At 72.6% G+C, this 17,278-nt stretch carries 17 protein-coding genes; 7 read left to right on the top strand and 10 right to left on the bottom strand.

The annotated features are described in order from the left end of the window. Positions 1 to 65 precede the first annotated feature (65 nt). The gene (locus tag ACGFIZ_RS08265) at positions 66 to 1,166 is read left to right on the top strand and encodes a DUF5925 domain-containing protein (RefSeq protein WP_393417053.1); all 1,101 of its coding nucleotides are present in this window, start codon (positions 66 to 68) and stop codon (positions 1,164 to 1,166) included. Positions 1,167 to 1,230: 64 nt separating this feature from the next. Further along, positions 1,231 to 2,655 (top strand): MFS transporter, encoded by a 1,425-nt coding sequence (locus ACGFIZ_RS08260; protein WP_393417051.1) that lies wholly within the window; start codon positions 1,231 to 1,233, stop codon positions 2,653 to 2,655. A 57-nt stretch (positions 2,656 to 2,712) separates the two neighbouring features. Here ACGFIZ_RS08260 and ACGFIZ_RS08255 read toward each other — a convergent pair whose 3' ends face one another. The 5 genes from ACGFIZ_RS08255 to ACGFIZ_RS08235 form a co-directional block, all read right to left on the bottom strand. Beyond that, a complete protein-coding gene (locus tag ACGFIZ_RS08255; protein ID WP_393417264.1) occupies positions 2,713 to 4,389 on the bottom strand; it encodes an alpha-amylase family glycosyl hydrolase in 1,677 nt (558 codons plus the stop codon). Between the two features lie 63 nt (positions 4,390 to 4,452). Then, positions 4,453 to 5,511, bottom strand: coding sequence for a LacI family DNA-binding transcriptional regulator (locus ACGFIZ_RS08250; protein ID WP_393417049.1), 1,059 nt, complete (start codon positions 5,509 to 5,511; stop codon positions 4,453 to 4,455). Positions 5,512 to 5,572: 61 nt separating this feature from the next. Beyond that, positions 5,573 to 6,538, bottom strand: a complete 966-nt coding sequence (locus ACGFIZ_RS08245; protein WP_393417047.1) for a carbohydrate ABC transporter permease — start codon at positions 6,536 to 6,538, stop codon at positions 5,573 to 5,575. A gap of 1 nt (position 6,539) precedes the next feature. Beyond that, complete coding sequence (locus tag ACGFIZ_RS08240) at positions 6,540 to 7,589, bottom strand: carbohydrate ABC transporter permease (RefSeq protein ID WP_393417045.1); 1,050 nt, start codon at positions 7,587 to 7,589, stop codon at positions 6,540 to 6,542. Positions 7,590 to 7,660: 71 nt separating this feature from the next. Beyond that, positions 7,661 to 9,007, bottom strand: coding sequence for an ABC transporter substrate-binding protein (locus ACGFIZ_RS08235; RefSeq protein ID WP_393417043.1), 1,347 nt, complete (start codon positions 9,005 to 9,007; stop codon positions 7,661 to 7,663). Between the two features lie 262 nt (positions 9,008 to 9,269). On the opposite strand from ACGFIZ_RS08235, the gene ACGFIZ_RS08230 reads away from it, so the two are divergent. Continuing rightward, positions 9,270 to 10,043, top strand: coding sequence for a peptidoglycan DD-metalloendopeptidase family protein (locus ACGFIZ_RS08230; protein WP_393417041.1), 774 nt, complete (start codon positions 9,270 to 9,272; stop codon positions 10,041 to 10,043). A 158-nt stretch (positions 10,044 to 10,201) separates the two neighbouring features. Here the strand turns inward: ACGFIZ_RS08230 and ACGFIZ_RS08225 are convergent, their stop codons facing one another. Genes ACGFIZ_RS08225 through ACGFIZ_RS08210 form a run of 4 tightly spaced genes read right to left on the bottom strand, consistent with a single transcriptional unit; the run spans position 10,202 to position 11,998 of the window. Next, positions 10,202 to 10,345, bottom strand: a complete 144-nt coding sequence (locus ACGFIZ_RS08225) for a GPGG-motif small membrane protein (RefSeq protein WP_393417039.1) — start codon at positions 10,343 to 10,345, stop codon at positions 10,202 to 10,204. Between the two features lie 6 nt (positions 10,346 to 10,351). After that, complete coding sequence (locus ACGFIZ_RS08220; RefSeq protein WP_347667464.1) at positions 10,352 to 11,113, bottom strand: metallophosphoesterase; 762 nt, start codon at positions 11,111 to 11,113, stop codon at positions 10,352 to 10,354. Between the two features lie 10 nt (positions 11,114 to 11,123). Continuing rightward, positions 11,124 to 11,387: a hypothetical protein gene (locus ACGFIZ_RS08215; RefSeq protein WP_393417262.1), complete on the bottom strand. Its 264-nt coding sequence runs from the start codon at positions 11,385 to 11,387 to the stop codon at positions 11,124 to 11,126. 26 nt (positions 11,388 to 11,413) lie between these two features. Then, positions 11,414 to 11,998: a nucleotidyltransferase gene (locus ACGFIZ_RS08210; protein ID WP_347667462.1), complete on the bottom strand. Its 585-nt coding sequence runs from the start codon at positions 11,996 to 11,998 to the stop codon at positions 11,414 to 11,416. Between the two features lie 157 nt (positions 11,999 to 12,155). Between ACGFIZ_RS08210 and ACGFIZ_RS08205 the strand changes: the two genes are divergently transcribed. Next, a complete protein-coding gene (locus ACGFIZ_RS08205) occupies positions 12,156 to 12,893 on the top strand; it encodes a dTMP kinase (protein WP_393417036.1) in 738 nt (245 codons plus the stop codon). On the opposite strand, the gene ACGFIZ_RS08200 is transcribed toward ACGFIZ_RS08205, so the two are convergent. After that, positions 12,878 to 13,570: an SDR family NAD(P)-dependent oxidoreductase gene (locus ACGFIZ_RS08200; protein ID WP_393417034.1), complete on the bottom strand. Its 693-nt coding sequence runs from the start codon at positions 13,568 to 13,570 to the stop codon at positions 12,878 to 12,880. The two genes, ACGFIZ_RS08205 and ACGFIZ_RS08200, sit on opposite strands and share 16 nt — an antisense overlap. 216 nt (positions 13,571 to 13,786) lie before the next feature. Here ACGFIZ_RS08200 and ACGFIZ_RS08195 point away from each other — a divergent pair, with 216 nt between their 5' ends. The 3 genes from ACGFIZ_RS08195 to ACGFIZ_RS08185 all read left to right on the top strand — a co-directional run bounded on the left by ACGFIZ_RS08195 (position 13,787) and on the right by ACGFIZ_RS08185 (position 17,246). Further along, positions 13,787 to 14,701: a MurR/RpiR family transcriptional regulator gene (locus tag ACGFIZ_RS08195; protein WP_393417032.1), complete on the top strand. Its 915-nt coding sequence runs from the start codon at positions 13,787 to 13,789 to the stop codon at positions 14,699 to 14,701. Next, positions 14,698 to 15,648, top strand: a complete 951-nt coding sequence (gene murQ / locus ACGFIZ_RS08190) for an N-acetylmuramic acid 6-phosphate etherase (RefSeq protein ID WP_393417030.1) — start codon at positions 14,698 to 14,700, stop codon at positions 15,646 to 15,648. The genes ACGFIZ_RS08195 and murQ overlap by 4 nt, the downstream gene beginning before the upstream one ends. A 608-nt stretch (positions 15,649 to 16,256) precedes the next feature. Then, positions 16,257 to 17,246: a sigma-70 family RNA polymerase sigma factor gene (locus tag ACGFIZ_RS08185; RefSeq protein WP_347667524.1), complete on the top strand. Its 990-nt coding sequence runs from the start codon at positions 16,257 to 16,259 to the stop codon at positions 17,244 to 17,246. The last annotated feature ends 32 nt before the right edge of the window (positions 17,247 to 17,278 follow it).

The raw sequence follows: 17,278 nt of genomic DNA, 5'->3' as shown, positions 1-17,278 counted from the left end.
GACAGCCCTTCGGGGAGGACGGGAGGGGGGCTGTACGCGGGCGCTCCCACTGCGATCATCGACTGATGCGCGCCACCCCTGCCGACGACACCCACGACCTGCCGTCCGTCCTCCAGTACGACGACGCCGACACCCCGTGCGACGTGATCGACGCGCTGGCGCTGGCGGACTTCGTCACCGGCCGGCACCCCTGGTCACACACCGTACGGCTGTCCCGGGTCCGCCCCGAGGCCACGCTCACGGCGGCGGGCGGACGCCTGCTGCGCACGGCCGTCGAGCCCCGGCAGACCTCCCGCCTGCTCGCGGGCGACGGCTGGACGGCCCGGGTGGTCACCTGGAAGGGCCGGGGCGCCGAGGTGACCGTCACCGCGGTCGGCGACGAGGTCGGGCAGGCCGCCCTCGCCCAGATCGTCGAGGGCGCGGGCGAGCCGGAGGACCCGGACACCGGCCGGATCGGCTTCTGGCACCACAACCCCCGCCGTGGTGCCCAGCGCGACCCGCGCTCGATCGCCGCCCCGGAGTGGTCGCAGATCCGGGGCAACTACACCGCGAGCGCGCGGACCGCGCTGGACGCGCTGATGGCGGTCACCCCGCAGACCGTCACCGGGCGGCTGGTGCTGCTGCACGGCGCGCCGGGCACGGGCAAGACCACGGTGCTGCGGGCGCTGAGCCGGCAGTGGCGGCGGTGGTGCCAGGTCGACTGCGTGCTCGACCCCGACGTGCTCTTCGCCGACGCGGCGTACCTGTCGGAGGTGGCCGTCGGGGAGGACGAGGACGACGACGAGGGCGGCGCCGGCCACCGGTGGCGGCTGCTGGTTTTGGAGGACTGCGACGAGCTGATCCGCGGCGAGGCGAAGCAGGCCGCCGGGCAGGCCCTGTCCCGGCTGCTCAACCTCACCGACGGCCTGCTCGGCCAGGGCAAGGAGGTGCTGGTCGCGATCACCACCAACGAGGACCTGTCCCGGCTGCACCCGGCGGTGGTACGCCCCGGCCGGTGCCTGGCCCGGATCGAGGTGGGCCCGCTGTCGTACGGGGAGGCCACCGACTGGCTGGGGACCACGGCCGGGGTGCCGGCTGCGGGGGCGACCCTGGCCGAGCTGTACGCGCTGCGCGCCGGCGCCCCCGTCGGGCCCGCCGTCCCGGTGGAGATCGGCGGTTACCTGTGAACCCGGGCCGGCCTGCGCCGCCGCCGTCACCGGGTCGTTATCCGCGTTTGGTTGGCTGCCCGGCATGACCTCGACCAGGAGCGGGCCGTGGCCGGCCCGCGGCGGCGGCCCGGCGCACCGGTACTACAGCGTGGTGGTCTTCGTGGTGCTCGCCTCGCTGGACAACGTGGCGATCGGCCTCGTCCCGCCGCTGTACGGCCCGATCTCCGGGGCGCTCGCCGTGCCGCAGCGCCTGCTCGGCCTCGTCACCGCGGTCGGTTTCCTGGTCAGCGCCGTGGCCGCGGTCGGCTGGGCGTACGTCGGGGACCGGACCGACCGCAAGCCGCTGCTGATGGTCGGCACCCTGATCTGGGCGGCCGGCACCGGCGGCAGCGCGCTCGCCCAGAACTACCCGACGTTCCTGGCCGCCCAGCTCGTCGCGGCGGTCGGCCTCGGCGCGGTCGGCTCGGTCGGCTTCTCCGTGGTCACCGACCTGATCTCGCCGCGCCGGCGGGGCCTGGTGATGAGCTTCTGGGGGCTGTCCCAGGGGATCGGCACGCTGGCCGGCACGCTGGCCGGCGGGCTGCTCGGCGCCACCGACTGGCGGCGGCCGTTCGTGGTGCTCACCGCGGTCGGGCTGGTCGCCACCGTCGCGTACCTGTTCACGTACGACATCCGGCGCGGGCAGAGCGAGCCGGAGCTGGCCGACGCGCTGGCCACCGGCGCCGAGTACGACTACCGGATCACCCGCGCCGACCTGCCGCGCATCCTCGCCCGGCGGACCAACCGGTGGCTGGTGCTGCAGGGGCTGACCGCGCAGGCCGCCTTCGGGTCGCTGGTCTGGCTGCCCGTGCTGTTCGCGCAGCGCGCCGAGGCGCAGGGCTACTCGGCGGCCACGGCGGTCGTCGTGGGCAGCGTGTTCGCCACCCTGTTCCAGCTCGGCGGGGTGCTGTCCATCGTGGGCGGCCTGGTCGGCGACGCCGTGCAGCGGCGTACCCCGCGCGGCCGGGCGCTGGTGGCGGCGGTGGGCATCCTCGCGGCCCTGCCGTTCTACCTGGTGCTGTTCTTCGTGCCGCTGCGCATCGACGTGCCCGACGGCGCCGGCTCCGGCGCGGTCGTCGCCGCCGTGCTGGCCAGCGTGGTCACCGAGCCCACCGTCGGGCTGAGCCTGCTCACCGCCGTGCTCGCCCTCGCGCTCACCTCGGCCAACTCGCCGAACTGGTTCGCCCTGATCGCCGACGTCAACCCGCCCGAGCACCGGGGCACGGTCTACAGCCTCGGCAACCTGGTCAACGGGGTGGGCCGGGCGGCCGGCAACGGACTGGTCGGGGTGGCCTTCCACGCCCTGCGGGCGGCCTTCCCGCCGCCGCTGAACTACGCCGTCGGCCTGGCCGCGTTCCAGCTCTTCTTCGTCCCCACCGGGGTCATGTACTGGCTGGCCTCGCGCACCTCGCCGCGGGACATCGAGGCGGTGCGCGACCTTCTGCACACCCGCGCCGCCCGGCTGTAGGGAAGGGCCCCTTCTCGACGCCGTGGGCGTCGGGAAGGGGCCTCCTCGCGCACCCCGTCAGGCCGAGCGGTACCAGACCGTGACGTCCGTCGGGACCCTCCCGTCGTCGGTCAGCGGCCCGCTGGCCCGCACCGGCTCGGCGCCGGACGGCAGCGGCACGGCCGCCTCGCCGAAGTTCGTCAGCACGCCCACCGGCCCGTTGCGGAAGTGCAGCACCTCGTCGCCGGAGGAGAGCCAGTACAGGGAGCCCCGGCCCAGCCCGTGCTCGCGGCGCAGCCGCAGCGCGCTCCGGTACAGCTCGTACGTCGAGCCGGGCACCCCGCGCTGCCGGTCCAGGGCGTACTCGGCCCAGAGTGGCGGCTGCGGCAGCCAGCTCGCGTCGGTCGGCCCGAAGCCGTACGACGGGGCGTCGGCCTCCCACGGGATCGGCACCCGGCAGCCGTCCCGGCCACGCTCGGTGTGCCCGCTGCGCTCCCAGGTCGGGTCCTGGCGCACCTCGTCCGGCAGCGTCATGTGCTCCGGCAGCCCCAGCTCCTCGCCCTGGTACAGGTATGCGGAGCCGGGCAGGGCCAGCATCAGCAGCGTGGCCGCCCGGGCCCGGCGCAGGCCCAGCGCGGCGTCGGGCTGCGGGTCGCCGATGCCGATGCCGTTCGGCCGGGGCGTGCCCACGGGCAGCCCCAGCCGGGACGCGTGCCGGACGACGTCGTGGTTCGACAGCACCCAGGTGGTGGGCGCGCCGACGGCGTCGGCGGCCTCCAGCGAGCGGGTGATGACGGCGTACTGGGCGGGCGCGCTCCAGGAGGCGAGCAGGTACTCGAAGTTGAACGCCTGGTGCATCTCGTCCGGCCGGATGTACCGCGCCAGCCGCTCGGCGGGCTCCACCCACGCCTCGGCGACCATGACGCGGTCCCCGGGGTACGAGTCGAGCAGCTGCCGCCAGTCCCGGTAGATCTCGTGCACGCCGTCCTGGTCCCACATCGGCGGGCGTGGCTTGTCGACCTCGTTGCCGGAGAGGATCTCCTGCGGCTCCTGCCAGTCCGCCAGGTCGGCCTGCTTGACCAGCCCGTGCGCCACGTCCACCCGGAAGCCGTCCACCCCGCGGTCCAGCCAGAACCGGAGCACGTCCAGGAACTCCGCACGGACCTCCGGGTTGTCCCAGTTGAGGTCGGGCTGGCCCGGGTCGAACAGGTGCAGGTACCACTGCCCGGGGCGGCCGTCCGGCTCGGTGACCCGGGTCCACGCCGGGCCGCCGAAGACGCTGCGCCAGTCGTTCGGCGGCCGGTCGCCGTCGGGGCCGAGGCCGTCGCGGAAGACGTACCGGGCGCGCTCGGGGCTGCCGGCGCCGGCGGCGAGGGCCGCCTGGAACCAGCGGTGCGCCGACGAGGTGTGGTTGGGCACCAGGTCGACGATCACCCGGAGTCCCCGGCCGTGGGCCTCGGCGATCAGCCGGTCCGCGTCCGCGAGCCGCCCGAAGAGCGGGTCGACGTCCCGGTAGTCGGCCACGTCGTACCCGGCGTCGGCCTGCGGGGACGGGTAGAACGGCGACAGCCAGACGGCGTCCACGCCCAGTTCGACGAGGTGGTCGAGGCGGGCGGTGATGCCCGGCAGGTCGCCGAGGCCGTCGCCGTCGGAGTCGGCGAACGAGCGGGGGTAGATCTGGTAGATGACCGCCTCGGTCCACCAACCGGTGGCCGGGCCGACGGACCGTTCCTGGTGGGTCGCGTTGGTGTTCAGGGTCTTCTCCCGTGTGTCGAAGCCGTCCCGGTCAGGTGCCCGCCACGCTACGGGCTGAACCGCTCAGGGTGCCCGGGGTGGGGCGGTCGACTCCCGCACCACGAGCCGAGTGGGCAGGATCACCACCCCGGCCCCCAGGTCGCCGCCCGGGGCGGGGGTCCGTCCGGCCAGCGGGGACAGCTCCCGCCCGCCGAGCGGGTCGAGCAGGATGCGGACGGCCAGGCGGCCCTGCTCGGCGGCCGGCTGGGCGATCGTGCTCAGCCCGAGTACGCCGGCCAGGTCGTGGTCGTCGATGCCGATGACGCTGACGTCCTGCGGCACCCGCAGGCCGGCCTCGCGCAGCGCGTTGATGGCGCCCATCGCCATCTCGTCGCAGGCGGCGAAGATCGCCGTCGGCGGCTCGCCCCGGGCCAGCAGTTCGGCGGTGGCCCGGTTGCCGCCGTCGATGGTGAGCTGGGACTCGACGTCCAGGCCGGGGTCGGGGACGATGCCCGCGGTCCGCAGCGCCTCGTGGTAGCCCCGCCGCCGGTCCAGGTGGGTGGTGTAGGCCAGCTCGTCGTCCGGGTCACCGGAGATGTGGGCGATCCGGCGGTGGCCCAGGTCGAGCAGGTGCCGGGTCGCGGTCCGCGCGGCGGCCACGTCGTCGATGCGTACGCAGGGCCAGCCGGGCACCTGGCTGCCGGAGCTGATGGTCACACCGGTCAGGCCGAGCGCGGCCAGGGCGGTCAGCTCGGCCGGCCGCAGCGGGGTGGCGACCAGCATGACGGCGTCGACCCGCTTGTGCAGGTTGGCGGTGCGCAGCACCCGCTGGCGGGTGTGTTCCCGGCCGCCGAGGTTGTAGAGCAGCAGGTCGTAGCCGGACTCGTGCAGGGTGTCCTCGACCGCCTCGACCACGGTGCCGAAGAACCAGCGGGTGATCCGGGGGACGACCACCGCCACGGTGGCGGTCCGGCCGCCGGCCAGCCGCGAGGCGTTCGGCGAGACGGCGTACTGGAGCTGCTCGGCGGCGGCGAGCACCCGGCGGCGGGTGGCCGCGGAGACGGTCGGCAGGCCGCGCAGCGCGCGCGAGACGGTGGCCGTGGAGACCCCGGCCAGGCGGGCGACGTCGTCGATCCTCGTCATGCTTGCTCCGCTCCGGGCCCGACCGCCGCCGCCCGTCCACGGGCGGCGGCGGTCGTCCGGTTCAGCCCTTGACGCTGCCGGCGAGCAGGCCGCGGACGAAGTACCGCTGGAGCGACAGGAACACGATCAGCGGTACGACCAGCGAGACGAACGCGCCGGCGGTCAGCCGCTGCCACTCGTTGCCGCGGGTGCCGGCCATCTCGGCCAGCCGGACGGTGAGCGGGGCGGTCTCGTCGCCGCCCCCGGCGAAGATCAGCGCGACCAGCAGGTCGTTCCAGACCCAGAGGAACTGGAAGATGCCGAAGGCCGCCAGGGCCGGGGTGACCAGCGGCAGGACGATGGTGCGGAAGATCTTCGGGTGGGTGGCCCCGTCGACCCGGGCCGCCTCCATCAGGTCCCGCGGCAGCTGCGCGATGAAGTTGTGCAGCAGGAAGACGGCGAACGGAAGCGCGAAGCAGGTGTGTGCGAACCACACCTGCGCGAACTTCTGCTCGTCGACCAGGTCCCAGGCGGGCATCAGGGTGACCCCGCCCAGGGTGACGCCGGTGGAGAAGAACTTCAGCAGCGGCACCAGGGCCATCTGCAGCGGCACGATCTGCAACGCGAAGATCGCGATGTAGAGCCAGTCCCGCCCCCGGAAGTTGATCCACGCCAGCGCGTACGCGGCCAGCGAGGCGAACGCCAGCGGGAACAGCACCGACGGGATGGTGATCGCCAGCGAGTTGATGAAGTAGCTGGCGAGCTGCCCGGACGACGAGGAGGTGCCGAACAGCACCTCCTGGTAGTTCTCCAGGGTGAACCGCGGGTCGCTGAAGAACGTCCACCAGCCCGTGGTCTTGATCTGGTCCTCCGGCCGGACCGAGGAGACGAACAGGCCGAAGGTCGGGATCGTCCAGAGCAGCGCGAGCGCGATCGAGACGACGGTGGCGGTGCGGCTGTTCAGCCGCCTACGGACGCGGCCCGCCGCGGTGGTGGCCTTCCCGGTGGCCTGGGCCCCGGCGGGGAGTGTGGGCGTTGCGGTGGTCATCTCAGCCCTCCCGCTGCTGACGCAGGTTGCGGATCTGGTAGATCACGATCGGTACCACGAGGACGAACAGGAACACCGCCAGCGCCGAGCCCTGCCCGTTCTCGCCGTACCGGAAGGCCTGGTTGTACATCTCGTTCGCGATCACGCTGGTGTCGTAGTTGCCGTTGGTCGCGGTCCGGACGATGTCGAAGACCTTCAGCGTGGCGATCGACAGCGTCACCACCACGACGATCAGCGCCGGCCGGATGCTCGGCATGGTGATCTGCCAGAACATCTGCCACGGGCTGACGCCGTCGAGCCGGGCGGCCTCCACGATGTCGGCCGGGATGGCCTTGATCGCGGCGGAGAGCACCACCATGGCGAAGCCGGCCTGGATCCAGATCATGATCACGATCAGCAGCAGGGTGTTCAGCGGGGGGTCCAGCAGCCACTGCTTCGGCTCCCCGCCCAGGCTCACCACGATCTGGTTGAGCAGACCGATCTGCTCCTGCCCGTCGCCGCGGAAGGCGTACACGAACTTCCAGATGATCGCGGCGCCGACGAACGAGATCGCCATCGGCATGAAGATCAGCGACTTGGCCACCGACTCGAATTTCGCCCGGTCCACCAGCACGGCGTAGAGCAGGCCGAACGCGGTGGTGACCAGCGGCACGAGGAGGACCCAGACCAGCGTGTTGATCAGCACCCGGACGATCGAGTCATCGGAGAACATCCAGGTGTAGTTCCGGAACCCGACCCAGTCCACGCTGCTGCCGTCCATGAAGGACAGCAGCATGGTGCGGACGGCCGGAACGACCAGGCCGACGAGGAGCAACAGCACCGCCGGCAGCAGGAAGAAGAACGCGAACATGCCCTCCCGCGGCTTCGGGCGCCGGGGCAACGGTGCCCCGCTCGCCGATGCGGCGACCAGCTGTGCCTCGCGGCGCCGGGCGAACCAGGCCGGCACGGCGTCGAGGAGCAGCAGCAGGCCCCCGACCACCGCGACGAACGCGATCAGCCCGTACATCAGCATGAGGAGCTTCGGCTGCTCAGCGGCGAAGTCGAACTCCATCAACCCTCCTTCGGGGTCTCGGCTCGGCCGGTGGTCCGGCCCGCGACCGCGGGCCGGACCACCGACTCAGGTCACTTCGGCCAGCTGCTCTCGATGCCCTGGAGCACCGTCGCGGTGTCCTTGCCGTTGATCCAGTCGACCATGCCCTTCCAGAACGTCCCGGCACCGACGGCGGCCGGCATCAGGTCGGAACCGTCGAAGCGGAAGACCGTCTTGGGGTCCTGGAGGATCTGCACGGACAGCTTGTCGACCGGGTTCGGCACGTTGGCCAGGTCGAGCTTCTTGTTCGCCGACACCCAGTCGCCGATCTTGGCGCGGCTGTTGGCGTACTCGCCGGAGGCCAGGTAGGTCTGCACCGCCTGGACCTCGGCGCGGTCGGCGAAGGCCGCGACGAACTCGCCGCCGCCCAGCACCGGCTTGCCCTTGGCCGGGTCGACGGCCGGGAAGTAGAACGCGAAGACGTCGCCGTCCTCGGCCACCTTGGTGCCCTTCGGCCACTGGTTGGCGTAGAAGGACGCCTGGCGGTGCAGGGCGCACTTGCCGGTGGTGATCGGCGTGCCGGCCTCCTGGAAGGAGGTGGTGGCGATGCTCTTCACGCCGCCGAAGCCGCCGTTGACGTACTTCTCGTTCTTGAGGATCTGGCCGGCCTTGTCGAGGGCCTCGGCGACCTTCGGGTCGTTGAACGCGACGCCGTGGGTGGTCCACTGGTCGTAGACCTCGGGGGTCTGCGTCCGCAGCATCAGGTCCTCGATCCAGTCGGTGGCCGGCCAGCCGGTGGCGTCACCGGACTCGATGCCGACGCACCACGGCTTGGTGCCGCTCGCCGCGATCTTGTCGCTGAGGGCGATCAGCTCGTCCCAGGTGGTGGGGACGGTCCAGCCCTTCTCCTTGAACGTCTTCGGTGAGTACCACACGAAGGACTTCACGTTGGAGCCGAGCGGGGCGCCGTAGAACTGGCCGTTGACGGTGCTGTACTTCAGCCAGTCGGCCGAGTAGTTCTGCTCGGCCATCGCCTTGGTGTCGGCGCCGGCCGGCTTGAGCTTGCCCGAGTCGACGAACCGCTTGAGCAGACCCGGCTGCGGGATGAAGGCGAGGTCGGGGGCGTTGCCGCCATCGACCCGGACGCCGAGCTGGGCCTCGAACTCACCGCTGCCCTCGTGGTCGATCTCGATACCGGTGCAGTCCTCGAACTGCTTCCAGGACTCGGCGAGGCGGTCGGCCTCGATGTCCCGGATGGACGAGTAGATCGTGACCTTCTTGCCCTTGTGGCCCTGGTACTTCTCGTATGCGGCGCACTCCGCGGAGCCCGCCTTGTCGCTCTTCTTGTCGTTGCCGGTGCCACAGGCGGTGACGCTGAGCGCCAGCCCCAGCACGCCGGCGATCGCGAGAGCCTGGCGTGGTCTGGCAAAGACCGCCATGCCGTTCTCCTTACCTAGCCGGCGCGGCCGGGTCGGACCTGGCGCCGGTACCGATGGACGTCCACACATGTAAGCGCTTGCATTCGGGTCAGTCCACCCCGGATCGGACACGGACGAGTAACAATCCCGAAACCCGCCGATCCCGCGTGGGAACGTCCCCGGCGACGGCGGCGGGAGATCGACGGATGGCACTTCCTTGTGCTGCAGGTTTCTGTCACCCTATGGGCAGTGAATTGAAGGATATGCACATCGGAGGTACTGAATGCGCAAGCGGTGGATGAGCCTCGCGGCGGTCAGCGCGCTGGCCGTGGCGATGCTGGTGCCGGCGGCCCCGGCGATGGCTGCCCCGACCTTCAAGGTTCCTTTCCCCTGCGGGCAGTCCTGGTCCGGCCAGACCCGCACGGACCACAGCCCGGCGTACGCGATCGACTTCAACCGCACCGACGACCTGGGCGACCCGGTGGTGGCCAGCGCGCCCGGCACGGTGGACCGGGTGACCGACCTCGGTGGCACCAGCTACGGCAAGTACGTCCGGATCGACCACGGCGGCGGCTACACCACCTACTACGCCCACCTGCAGGGCTTCAACGTCTCCGTCGGCCAGAGCGTGGGCTACGGCAAGGTGATCGGCTGGGTCGGCAGCACCGGCGGCTCCACCGGGCCGCACCTGCACTACGAGCAGCGGCTCAACGGCAGCGACATCCAGGTCCGGTTCAACGGGTCGCTCGCCCTGTACTGGGGCACGAAGACCTACACCAGCGACAACAACTGCTCCTCCAGCACCGGGTCGGGCACGGTGAACACCGCCGGCAGCCCGCTGACCATCCGCTCCGGGCCCGGCACCGGGTACACGGCCGTCGGCTCGGTCGCCGACGGGACGCGGGTCACCATCTACTGCCAGACCAGCGGCACCTCGGTCACCGGCACGTACGGCACCAGCTCGATCTGGGACCGGATCGGCAGCGGCCAGTACATCGCGGACGCGTACGTCTACACCGGCTACGACGGTTACATCCCGAACGTCCCCCGCTGCTGAGCAGCCACGGGCCCCGGCGTCGGCCGGGGCCCGTAGCGCGTTCCGCGCAGCAGAACGCCGGGGTCGTCCTGGCCGGGTGCGCTCCTGTCTGGGAGGACGGAGCCCCGGTCGCGACGACCCCGGCGGGTCGGTGGGGTACGGCAAACGGCGGGGGTGATCTAGGTGAAGATGCTGACGCCGCCCGGGCCGACCAGCAGCCCGACGATGATGAGGACGATGCCCCACAGGATCTGCCGGCGGAACAGCGCCAGGACGCCGGCGACCACGAGCACGACTGCGAGAATCCAGAGAAGCAGCTCCATGTCGGATCAGGTACCCGACGCCCCGATCCGGGAAACCTCCGCCTGATCCAGGTGGTCGCCCAGGTGGAAGACGCTGTACGCCTGCTTGATGACCGGGTGGGCCACGTTGCGTACCCGCACCCCGCCCGGGGTGGTGCCGCGCTCGGTGCCCGCGTGCGCGTGCCCGTGCAGCGCCAACGCCGTCGGCGCGGAGTCGATCGCCTGCCCCAGCTGGTACGCCCCGAGGAACGGGTAGATCTCCAGCGGCTCGCCCGCCAGGGTGTCCGGCACGGGGGAGTAGTGGGTGAGCGCGACCAGCAGGTCGCAGTCCAGGCCGCGCAGCGCCGCGCCCAGCGCCTCCGCGCTCTCGTGGGTGGTCCGGATGAACGCCTTCATCTCGGGCTCGCCGAAGTCGCTGGCGCACCGGCCGGCGAAGCCGCCCCCGAACCCCTTCACCCCGGCCACGCCGAGCCGCCCCCCGGCGCACTCCAGGACGATCCCCTCACCCTCCAGCACCCGGATGCCGGCGTCGCTGAGGACCTTGACCACCTGGGGCACCTGGTCGCACTGGTGGTCGTGGTTGCCGAGCACGGTCACCACCGGCACGCCCAGCCCGCCGAACTCGCGGGCCACGCAACGCGCCTCGGACTCCGTGCCGTGCCGGGTCAGGTCGCCGGCGAGCAGCAGCGCGTCGGCGCAGTCCGGCAGTTCCTCCAGAGCGGGCCGGAACCGGCCGACCACGTCCTCGTCCATGTGCACGTCGCCGACCGCGGCGATCCGGATCACCACTCGACCTCCCTCACGGCAGCTGCTCGATCTGTGTGGGCGCCTGCGTCCGGATCACCCCGATGTCGCTGCTGATCGGCATGTCCGGGAAGCGCTCGGCCACCCGGCGCAGGATCTCCTCGCGCCGGTGCGGGCTCTCCACCTCGCCGTAGAGGACGAGCCCGCGCTCCCGGCGGACCACCGTGATCCCCTGCTCGGCGACGTCCGGGTCCTCGGTCAGCAGCCGGTGGATCTCGGCCTCGACGTACTCGTCGGGCGGGCCGGCGGCGCCGGGCATGCCGGCGGCGCGCTCGCGGTGCTCGCTCACGGGGTCTCCCTCCCCTCGGTGGCGCCGGAGTGCGGCACCACGTCCAGCCGGTCGAGCAGCACCAGGAACGCCTCCGCGTACGGCGAGTGCTGCGTCTCCTTCCGTACCCGTTCCCAGTCGATCTGTTCCCGCAGCGACCGGGCCAGCGGCAGCGCGCGGGCGAAGTCGCAGTAGTGCTGCGAGAAGCTGAGCAGCTTGTGCACCATGAGCTGGGAGGCCGAGAGCACGGGCATGTGGATCGCGTCGACCGGGCGCATGATCGTGTCGGCGAAGGTCTCCTCGGTCACCGGGGTCTCGATCGGGCGGTGGATCAGGTCCACCATCCGGCCGTCGTCGTAGACCTTCACCAGCCAGTCCTCCGGCGGGCGCTCCGCGGTGAAGCCGGCCTCGACCAGAGCCTCCAGCGCCCGGTCGACGTCCTGCTCCCGGATCAGGAAGTCGACGTCGTGCTCGCTGGAGTGCCCGCCGTGGGCGTACACGGCGAAGCTGCCGCCGAGCGCGAACGGGATCTCGGACTGCTTGAGCACGGCGGCGACCTTCTTCAACGTGTGCACCAGGGTCTCGTCCCCGCGCTCGGCCATCTGGATCTCCCGTCGGTCGTGAGGGGTGGACAGGCGGATTGAAATTGCGTACCCGGCATGCAGGTCGCCCACACCTCGGCGCGGCGCGGTCGGGAATCACCGGCTGAAAAGGTGACAAATCGCCGCAGGTGAGCGCGGCTCCGATAGCCTGTCAAGGGTGCTCAGATCACTGCGGGTGCGGCGCGGCGGCGCTCGACTGCGCGCCGTCGCCCTGATCGGCATCGACGGCTCGGGCAAGACCACCCAGGCGCACCGGCTCGCGGACGCGCTCACCGCCGCCGGTCGGCCGGCGACCTACCACCGCAACGCGGGCGGCCGGCGCTGGCTCGGCCGGCTCGCGCAGCGGCTCGGCCGCCCGGACGCCGAACGGCTGGTCGGCCGGCGGGGCCTGCTCGCCGTGGAGTCCGTGCTGCGCTGGCTGGCCATCGCGGCGGCCCTGCTGAGCTGCCTGGTCACCGGGCGGACGGCCGTCATGGACCGCTACTCGGCCTGCCAGTACGCCAGCATCCGGGCGCATGGCGGGCAGCGCTGGGAGCGGCTGGCCCGGGCCGGCTACCGCGTGTTCCCGACCCCGCAGGTCGTCTTCCTGCTCACCGTCGACCCGGCCGAGGCGTACCGGCGCATCGAGCGGCGCGGCGAGGACCACGAGACCATGGGCTGGCTGACGGCCGCGGACACGGCCTACCGCACCCTGCCCGAGTACCCCAGCTTCGTCGTCGTGGACGCCGGCCGGTCGCCGGAGGAGGTGTCCCGGCAGATCCAGGCCCACCTGGCCGAGTGGCTGCCGGCCGAGGACACGTCCCCGGTCGGCGGGCCGGCCGCGGAAGAGCGCCGGGCCGACCCGCCGGCCCCGGCGCCCCGCAGATGGCTCGCCTGGGCTCAGGCCCGCCCGTAGACCGGGACGCTCGCCCCGCTGGTCGGCGCGGACTCGTCGCTGGCCAGGAAACGGACCACCGGCGCGATCTCGGCGGGGGAGACCCAGCGGCGGTGGTCGGCGGCCGGCTGGGCGGCCCGGTTGGTGGGGGTGTCGATCACGCTGGGCAGCACGGTGTTGCAGCGCACGCCCCGCTGCCGGTACTCCACCGCCACCGCGTTGGCGAAGGCCAGCACGGCGGCCTTGGCCGTCGCGTACCCGGCCGCGCCGGGGAAGGGGGCCAGCGCCGCGCGGGCGGAGACGCAGACCACCGCGCCGCCGCCGGCCGCCACCAGCCGGGGCAGGGCGGCCGAGGTGACCAGGTACGTCGGTCGCAGATTGAGCGTCAGCATCCGCTCGAACTCCTCGACCGGGGTCTCGTGCACCAGCCCGCCGCTGGCGTACCCGCCGACGAGGTTGACCACCGCGCGCAGCGGCGCGGCCGGCTCCCCGGCCGCGATCTCCACCGCCCGCGCGGCGGCCGCCGGGTCCAGCAGGTCCGCGGCCAGCCGGACCAGGCCCGGCCGCGCCGGCTCCGCCGGGGCCGGCTCCTCCCGCGCTGGTACGACCACCCGCCAACCCGCCGCCAGGAAGGCGGCGGTGACCGCCCCGCCGAGCCCGCCGGTGCCTCCGGTGACCAGCACACTGCGATCCGCCATGCCCGACAAGTTAGCGGGCCGGCGCCCGGCGCGTGGACCCCGGCCGGACGGCGGGCCGCCGACGCCGTCCGGCCGGGGGCCGTAGCCCCCCGGGGGAGGCGGCGGACGCTGCGGAAATGGCACTCTGCCGGCGACGATTGTGAACGGCCGGAGTACTTTTTACCGATACGCGGAGACGTGGTTGACGCTCACGCCTCATGAAAGTAAGTTTCATCCGTGGCGAAGAGTCCGAAGATTTCTGCGAGTCATGAGCCTGGTGGGCTGATCGTCCACATCAGTGGGCTGCTCCCCTCGCTGTCGCCCGCCGAGCAGCGGGTGGCCCGGCTGGTCGTCGCCGATCCGGCGGACGCCGCCCGGCGCACCATCACCGACCTCGCCACCGCCGCCGAGACATCGGAGGCGACGGTCATCCGGTTCTGCCGCTCGGTCGGCATGGAGGGCTACCCCCAGCTGCGGATCCGGCTCGCCGCCGAGGCCGCCCGCCGGGTCGAGCCGCTGGACGCCCGGGTGGTCGGCGGCGACATCCCGCCCGGCGCCGACCTGGCCCAGATCATCGCGACCATCTCGTTCAACGACGCCCGGGCGGTGGAGGAGACGGCGGAGCAGCTCGACCCGGCGGTCTGCGAGCAGGTCGTCGAGGCGATCGTCGGCGCCGGCCGGATCGACGTCTACGGCGCGGGCGCGAGCGGCTTCGTCGCCTCCGACTTCCAGCAGAAGCTGCACCGGATCGGCCGCACGGCCTTCTACTTTCCCGACGTCCACACCGCGCTCACCTCCGCGGCGCTGCTCTCCCGGGGCGACGTCGCCGTCGGCATCTCGCACACCGGCACCACCTCGGACGTGATCGAGGTGCTGGAGCAGGCCCGGTCCCGGGGCGCGGCGACGGTCGCGCTGACCAACTTCCCCCGCTCGCCGATCACCGAGGTCGCCGACTTCGTGCTCACCACAGCCGCCCGCGAGACCACCTACCGCTCCGGCGCGATGGCCAGCCGCCTCGCCCAGCTCACCGTGGTCGACTGCCTCTTCGTCGGGGTGGCCGCCCGCAACCGCGCCCGGGCCCGCCGGGCGCTGGAGGCGACCGCCGAGGCGGTCAAGACCCACCGGGTCGGTGCCGGCCGGAGGCGGGCATGACCGCCAACCGGGTGGAGTCCGGCGAGGTCACCGCCGCCCTCCGCTCCGCGGTCCGGGTGGGTGCGCCCACCGAGCGGCGCAACCCGCTCAGCGCCGACCTCGACCTGATGTCGACCCGGGATGTCCTCGCGGTGATCAACGAGGCGGACCGGCGCGTCCCGGACGCCGTCGCGGCCGTCCTGGACGAGATCGCCGCCACCGTCGACCTCGCGGTCGCCGCGCTGCGCGGCGGCAGCCGGGTGCACTACTTCGGCGCCGGCACCTCCGGCCGGCTCGGCGTGCTCGACGCCGCCGAACTGGCCCCCACCTTCAACTCGCCCCGGCACTGGTTCTGCGCCCACCTCGCCGGGGGCCCGGACGCGATGTGGCGGGCCGTCGAGGACGCCGAGGACGACGAACGGGGCGGCGCGGCCGAGGCGGCCGACTGCGTCCGGGAGGGCGACCTCGTGGTCGGCCTGGCCGCGAGCGGGCGCACGCCGTACGTTCTCGGGGCGCTCGCCGCGTCCCGGGCCCAGGGCGCCTCGACCGTGCTGTTGTGCGCCAACCCGGAGGCCGAGGCCGCGTCGTCCGTGGACGTCTTCATCGGCGTAGACACCGGCCCCGAGGTGGTGACCGGGTCGACCCGGATGAAGGCGGGCACGGCGCAGAAGCTGGTGCTCAACACGTTCTCCACCGCCGTGATGGTGCGCCTCGGCCGGGTCTACTCGAACCTCATGATCGACCTGGTGGCCACGAACGCGAAGCTGCGCGGCCGGATGATCTCGATCCTGATGGAGGCCACCGGCTGCGCCGAGGAGGTCTGCCGGCGCGCCCTGCAGGAGGCCGACGGGGACCTGAAGACCGCCCTCGTCGCGTTGGTCTCCGGCGCCGGCGTCCCGGCCGCCCGGGCCGCCCTGGCCCGCTCCGCCGACCAGGTCCGCGGCGCCCTCGCCCTGCTCGCCCACTGACCCGCGGCCCGTATCGCGCCCCGTTGCAAGTCGCCGTCCAGGTGTTCCACGCCGCCTCGCCGGTGCGACCCGTGCGCCAGGCGTCGGGGCCGGACCCGGCGTGGTCCCCCGCGCGGCAGCCGGCCCTTCCCGGGTCGCCGGCCGGCGGCGTCACGGCGCGGGTGACGGCGGCCACGGCCGGTGTCCGGTGACGCTGGTCACGGCCCGGCGCGGACGGGACTGCGCAGCGGGTGCGGATTGTTCAACCGGGGCGAGGGTATTCCGTATCCGTGAATGAACCGACCGGTCCGCCGGCGCGTTTCTACCGGTGACAAGGATCGCAGCCCGGTGGTGACGCGGGTCGCTGCGCTGCCCGGTTTGGCGGTGGTGCCATGCTGAGGCGGACGGCGTTCCGTCGATCCGCCGACCCGTTCGTGGTGTCCAGCGCCGGGCCATCAGACGGGGTGCTGACAGCAAACATGGACCGGGCTCTCAGCTAGTACTCAGGCATTCGTGACACTTTCGACTCACGACATGGAATCCCCGACGCGTCTCAACTGTTGTGCAGGTGTCAGGTCAGCACCGGAGGGCACAGCGGAAGTTACGGGGGAGGGCTGATGGACGTGGGGATGGCAAGGAACCGGGCAACCGGCGCGAGCGAGGGGACCGTGGGCAACGTGGACAAGAACATCAGCATGCGAACCGACGAGGTGGCCGAGGAGCGCGACCTGGTCGGAGTCTACCTGCACGAGATCTCCCGGACGCCGCTGCTGGACGCCGCCACCGAGGTCGAGCTCTCCAAGACGATCGAGGCCGGCCTCTACGCCGAGCACCTGCTCGACATCGACCGGGTTCCCGCGGGCGTCGACCGGGAGGACCTGGAGCGCGTGGTCGCCGAGGGGGAGCGGGCGAAGGACCTCTTCATCCGCGCCAACCTGCGGCTGGTCGTCTCCATCGCCCGGCGTTACGTGCGGTCGGGGATGCCCATGCTCGACCTGATCCAGGAGGGCAACACCGGCCTGGTCCGGGCGGTCGAGAAGTTCGACTACGAGCGCGGCTTCAAGTTCTCCACCTACGCGACCTGGTGGATCCGCCAGGCGATCAGCCGGGCGATCGCCCAGCAGGAGCGCACGGTGCGGCTGCCCGTGCACCTGGTCGAGGACGTCAACCGGATGCGCAACGTGGCCCGCCAGCTCACCCGTGAGCTGGGCAGCGACCCGGAGCCGGAGCAGATCGCGGCGGCCCTCGGCGTCACCGTCGAGCGGGTCAACGAGCTGGTCCGCTGGTCGCAGGACACCGTGTCGCTGGACACCCCGGTGGGCGACGACGGCGACACCAACCTCGGCGACCTGGTCGCCGACAGCGACGCCCCGTCGCCGGAGGAGATCGTCCTGACCGGGCTGGAGCGGCAGCGCATCGAGGGCCTGCTCAACCACCTCGACGACCGGTCGGCCGGCATCATGCGGGCCCGGTACGGCCTCGAGGACGGGCGGGAGCACTCGCTGACCGAGGTCGCCTCGCGCTTCTCGCTGTCGCGGGAGCGGATCCGGCAGCTGGAGATCCAGGCGCTGGGCCGGCTGCGCGAGCTGGCCCGGGCCGAGGGGCTCCAGGCGGCCTGAGCCGGCGCGGGCTGCAGGCGGCCCGAGCCCAC

The organism is Micromonospora sp. NPDC048830 (assembly GCF_043198215.1).
Classification (GTDB): domain Bacteria; phylum Actinomycetota; class Actinomycetes; order Mycobacteriales; family Micromonosporaceae; genus Micromonospora.
The sequence above is the reverse complement of the archived record's forward strand: the minus strand, read 5'-3'. Positions and strand labels throughout refer to the sequence as shown.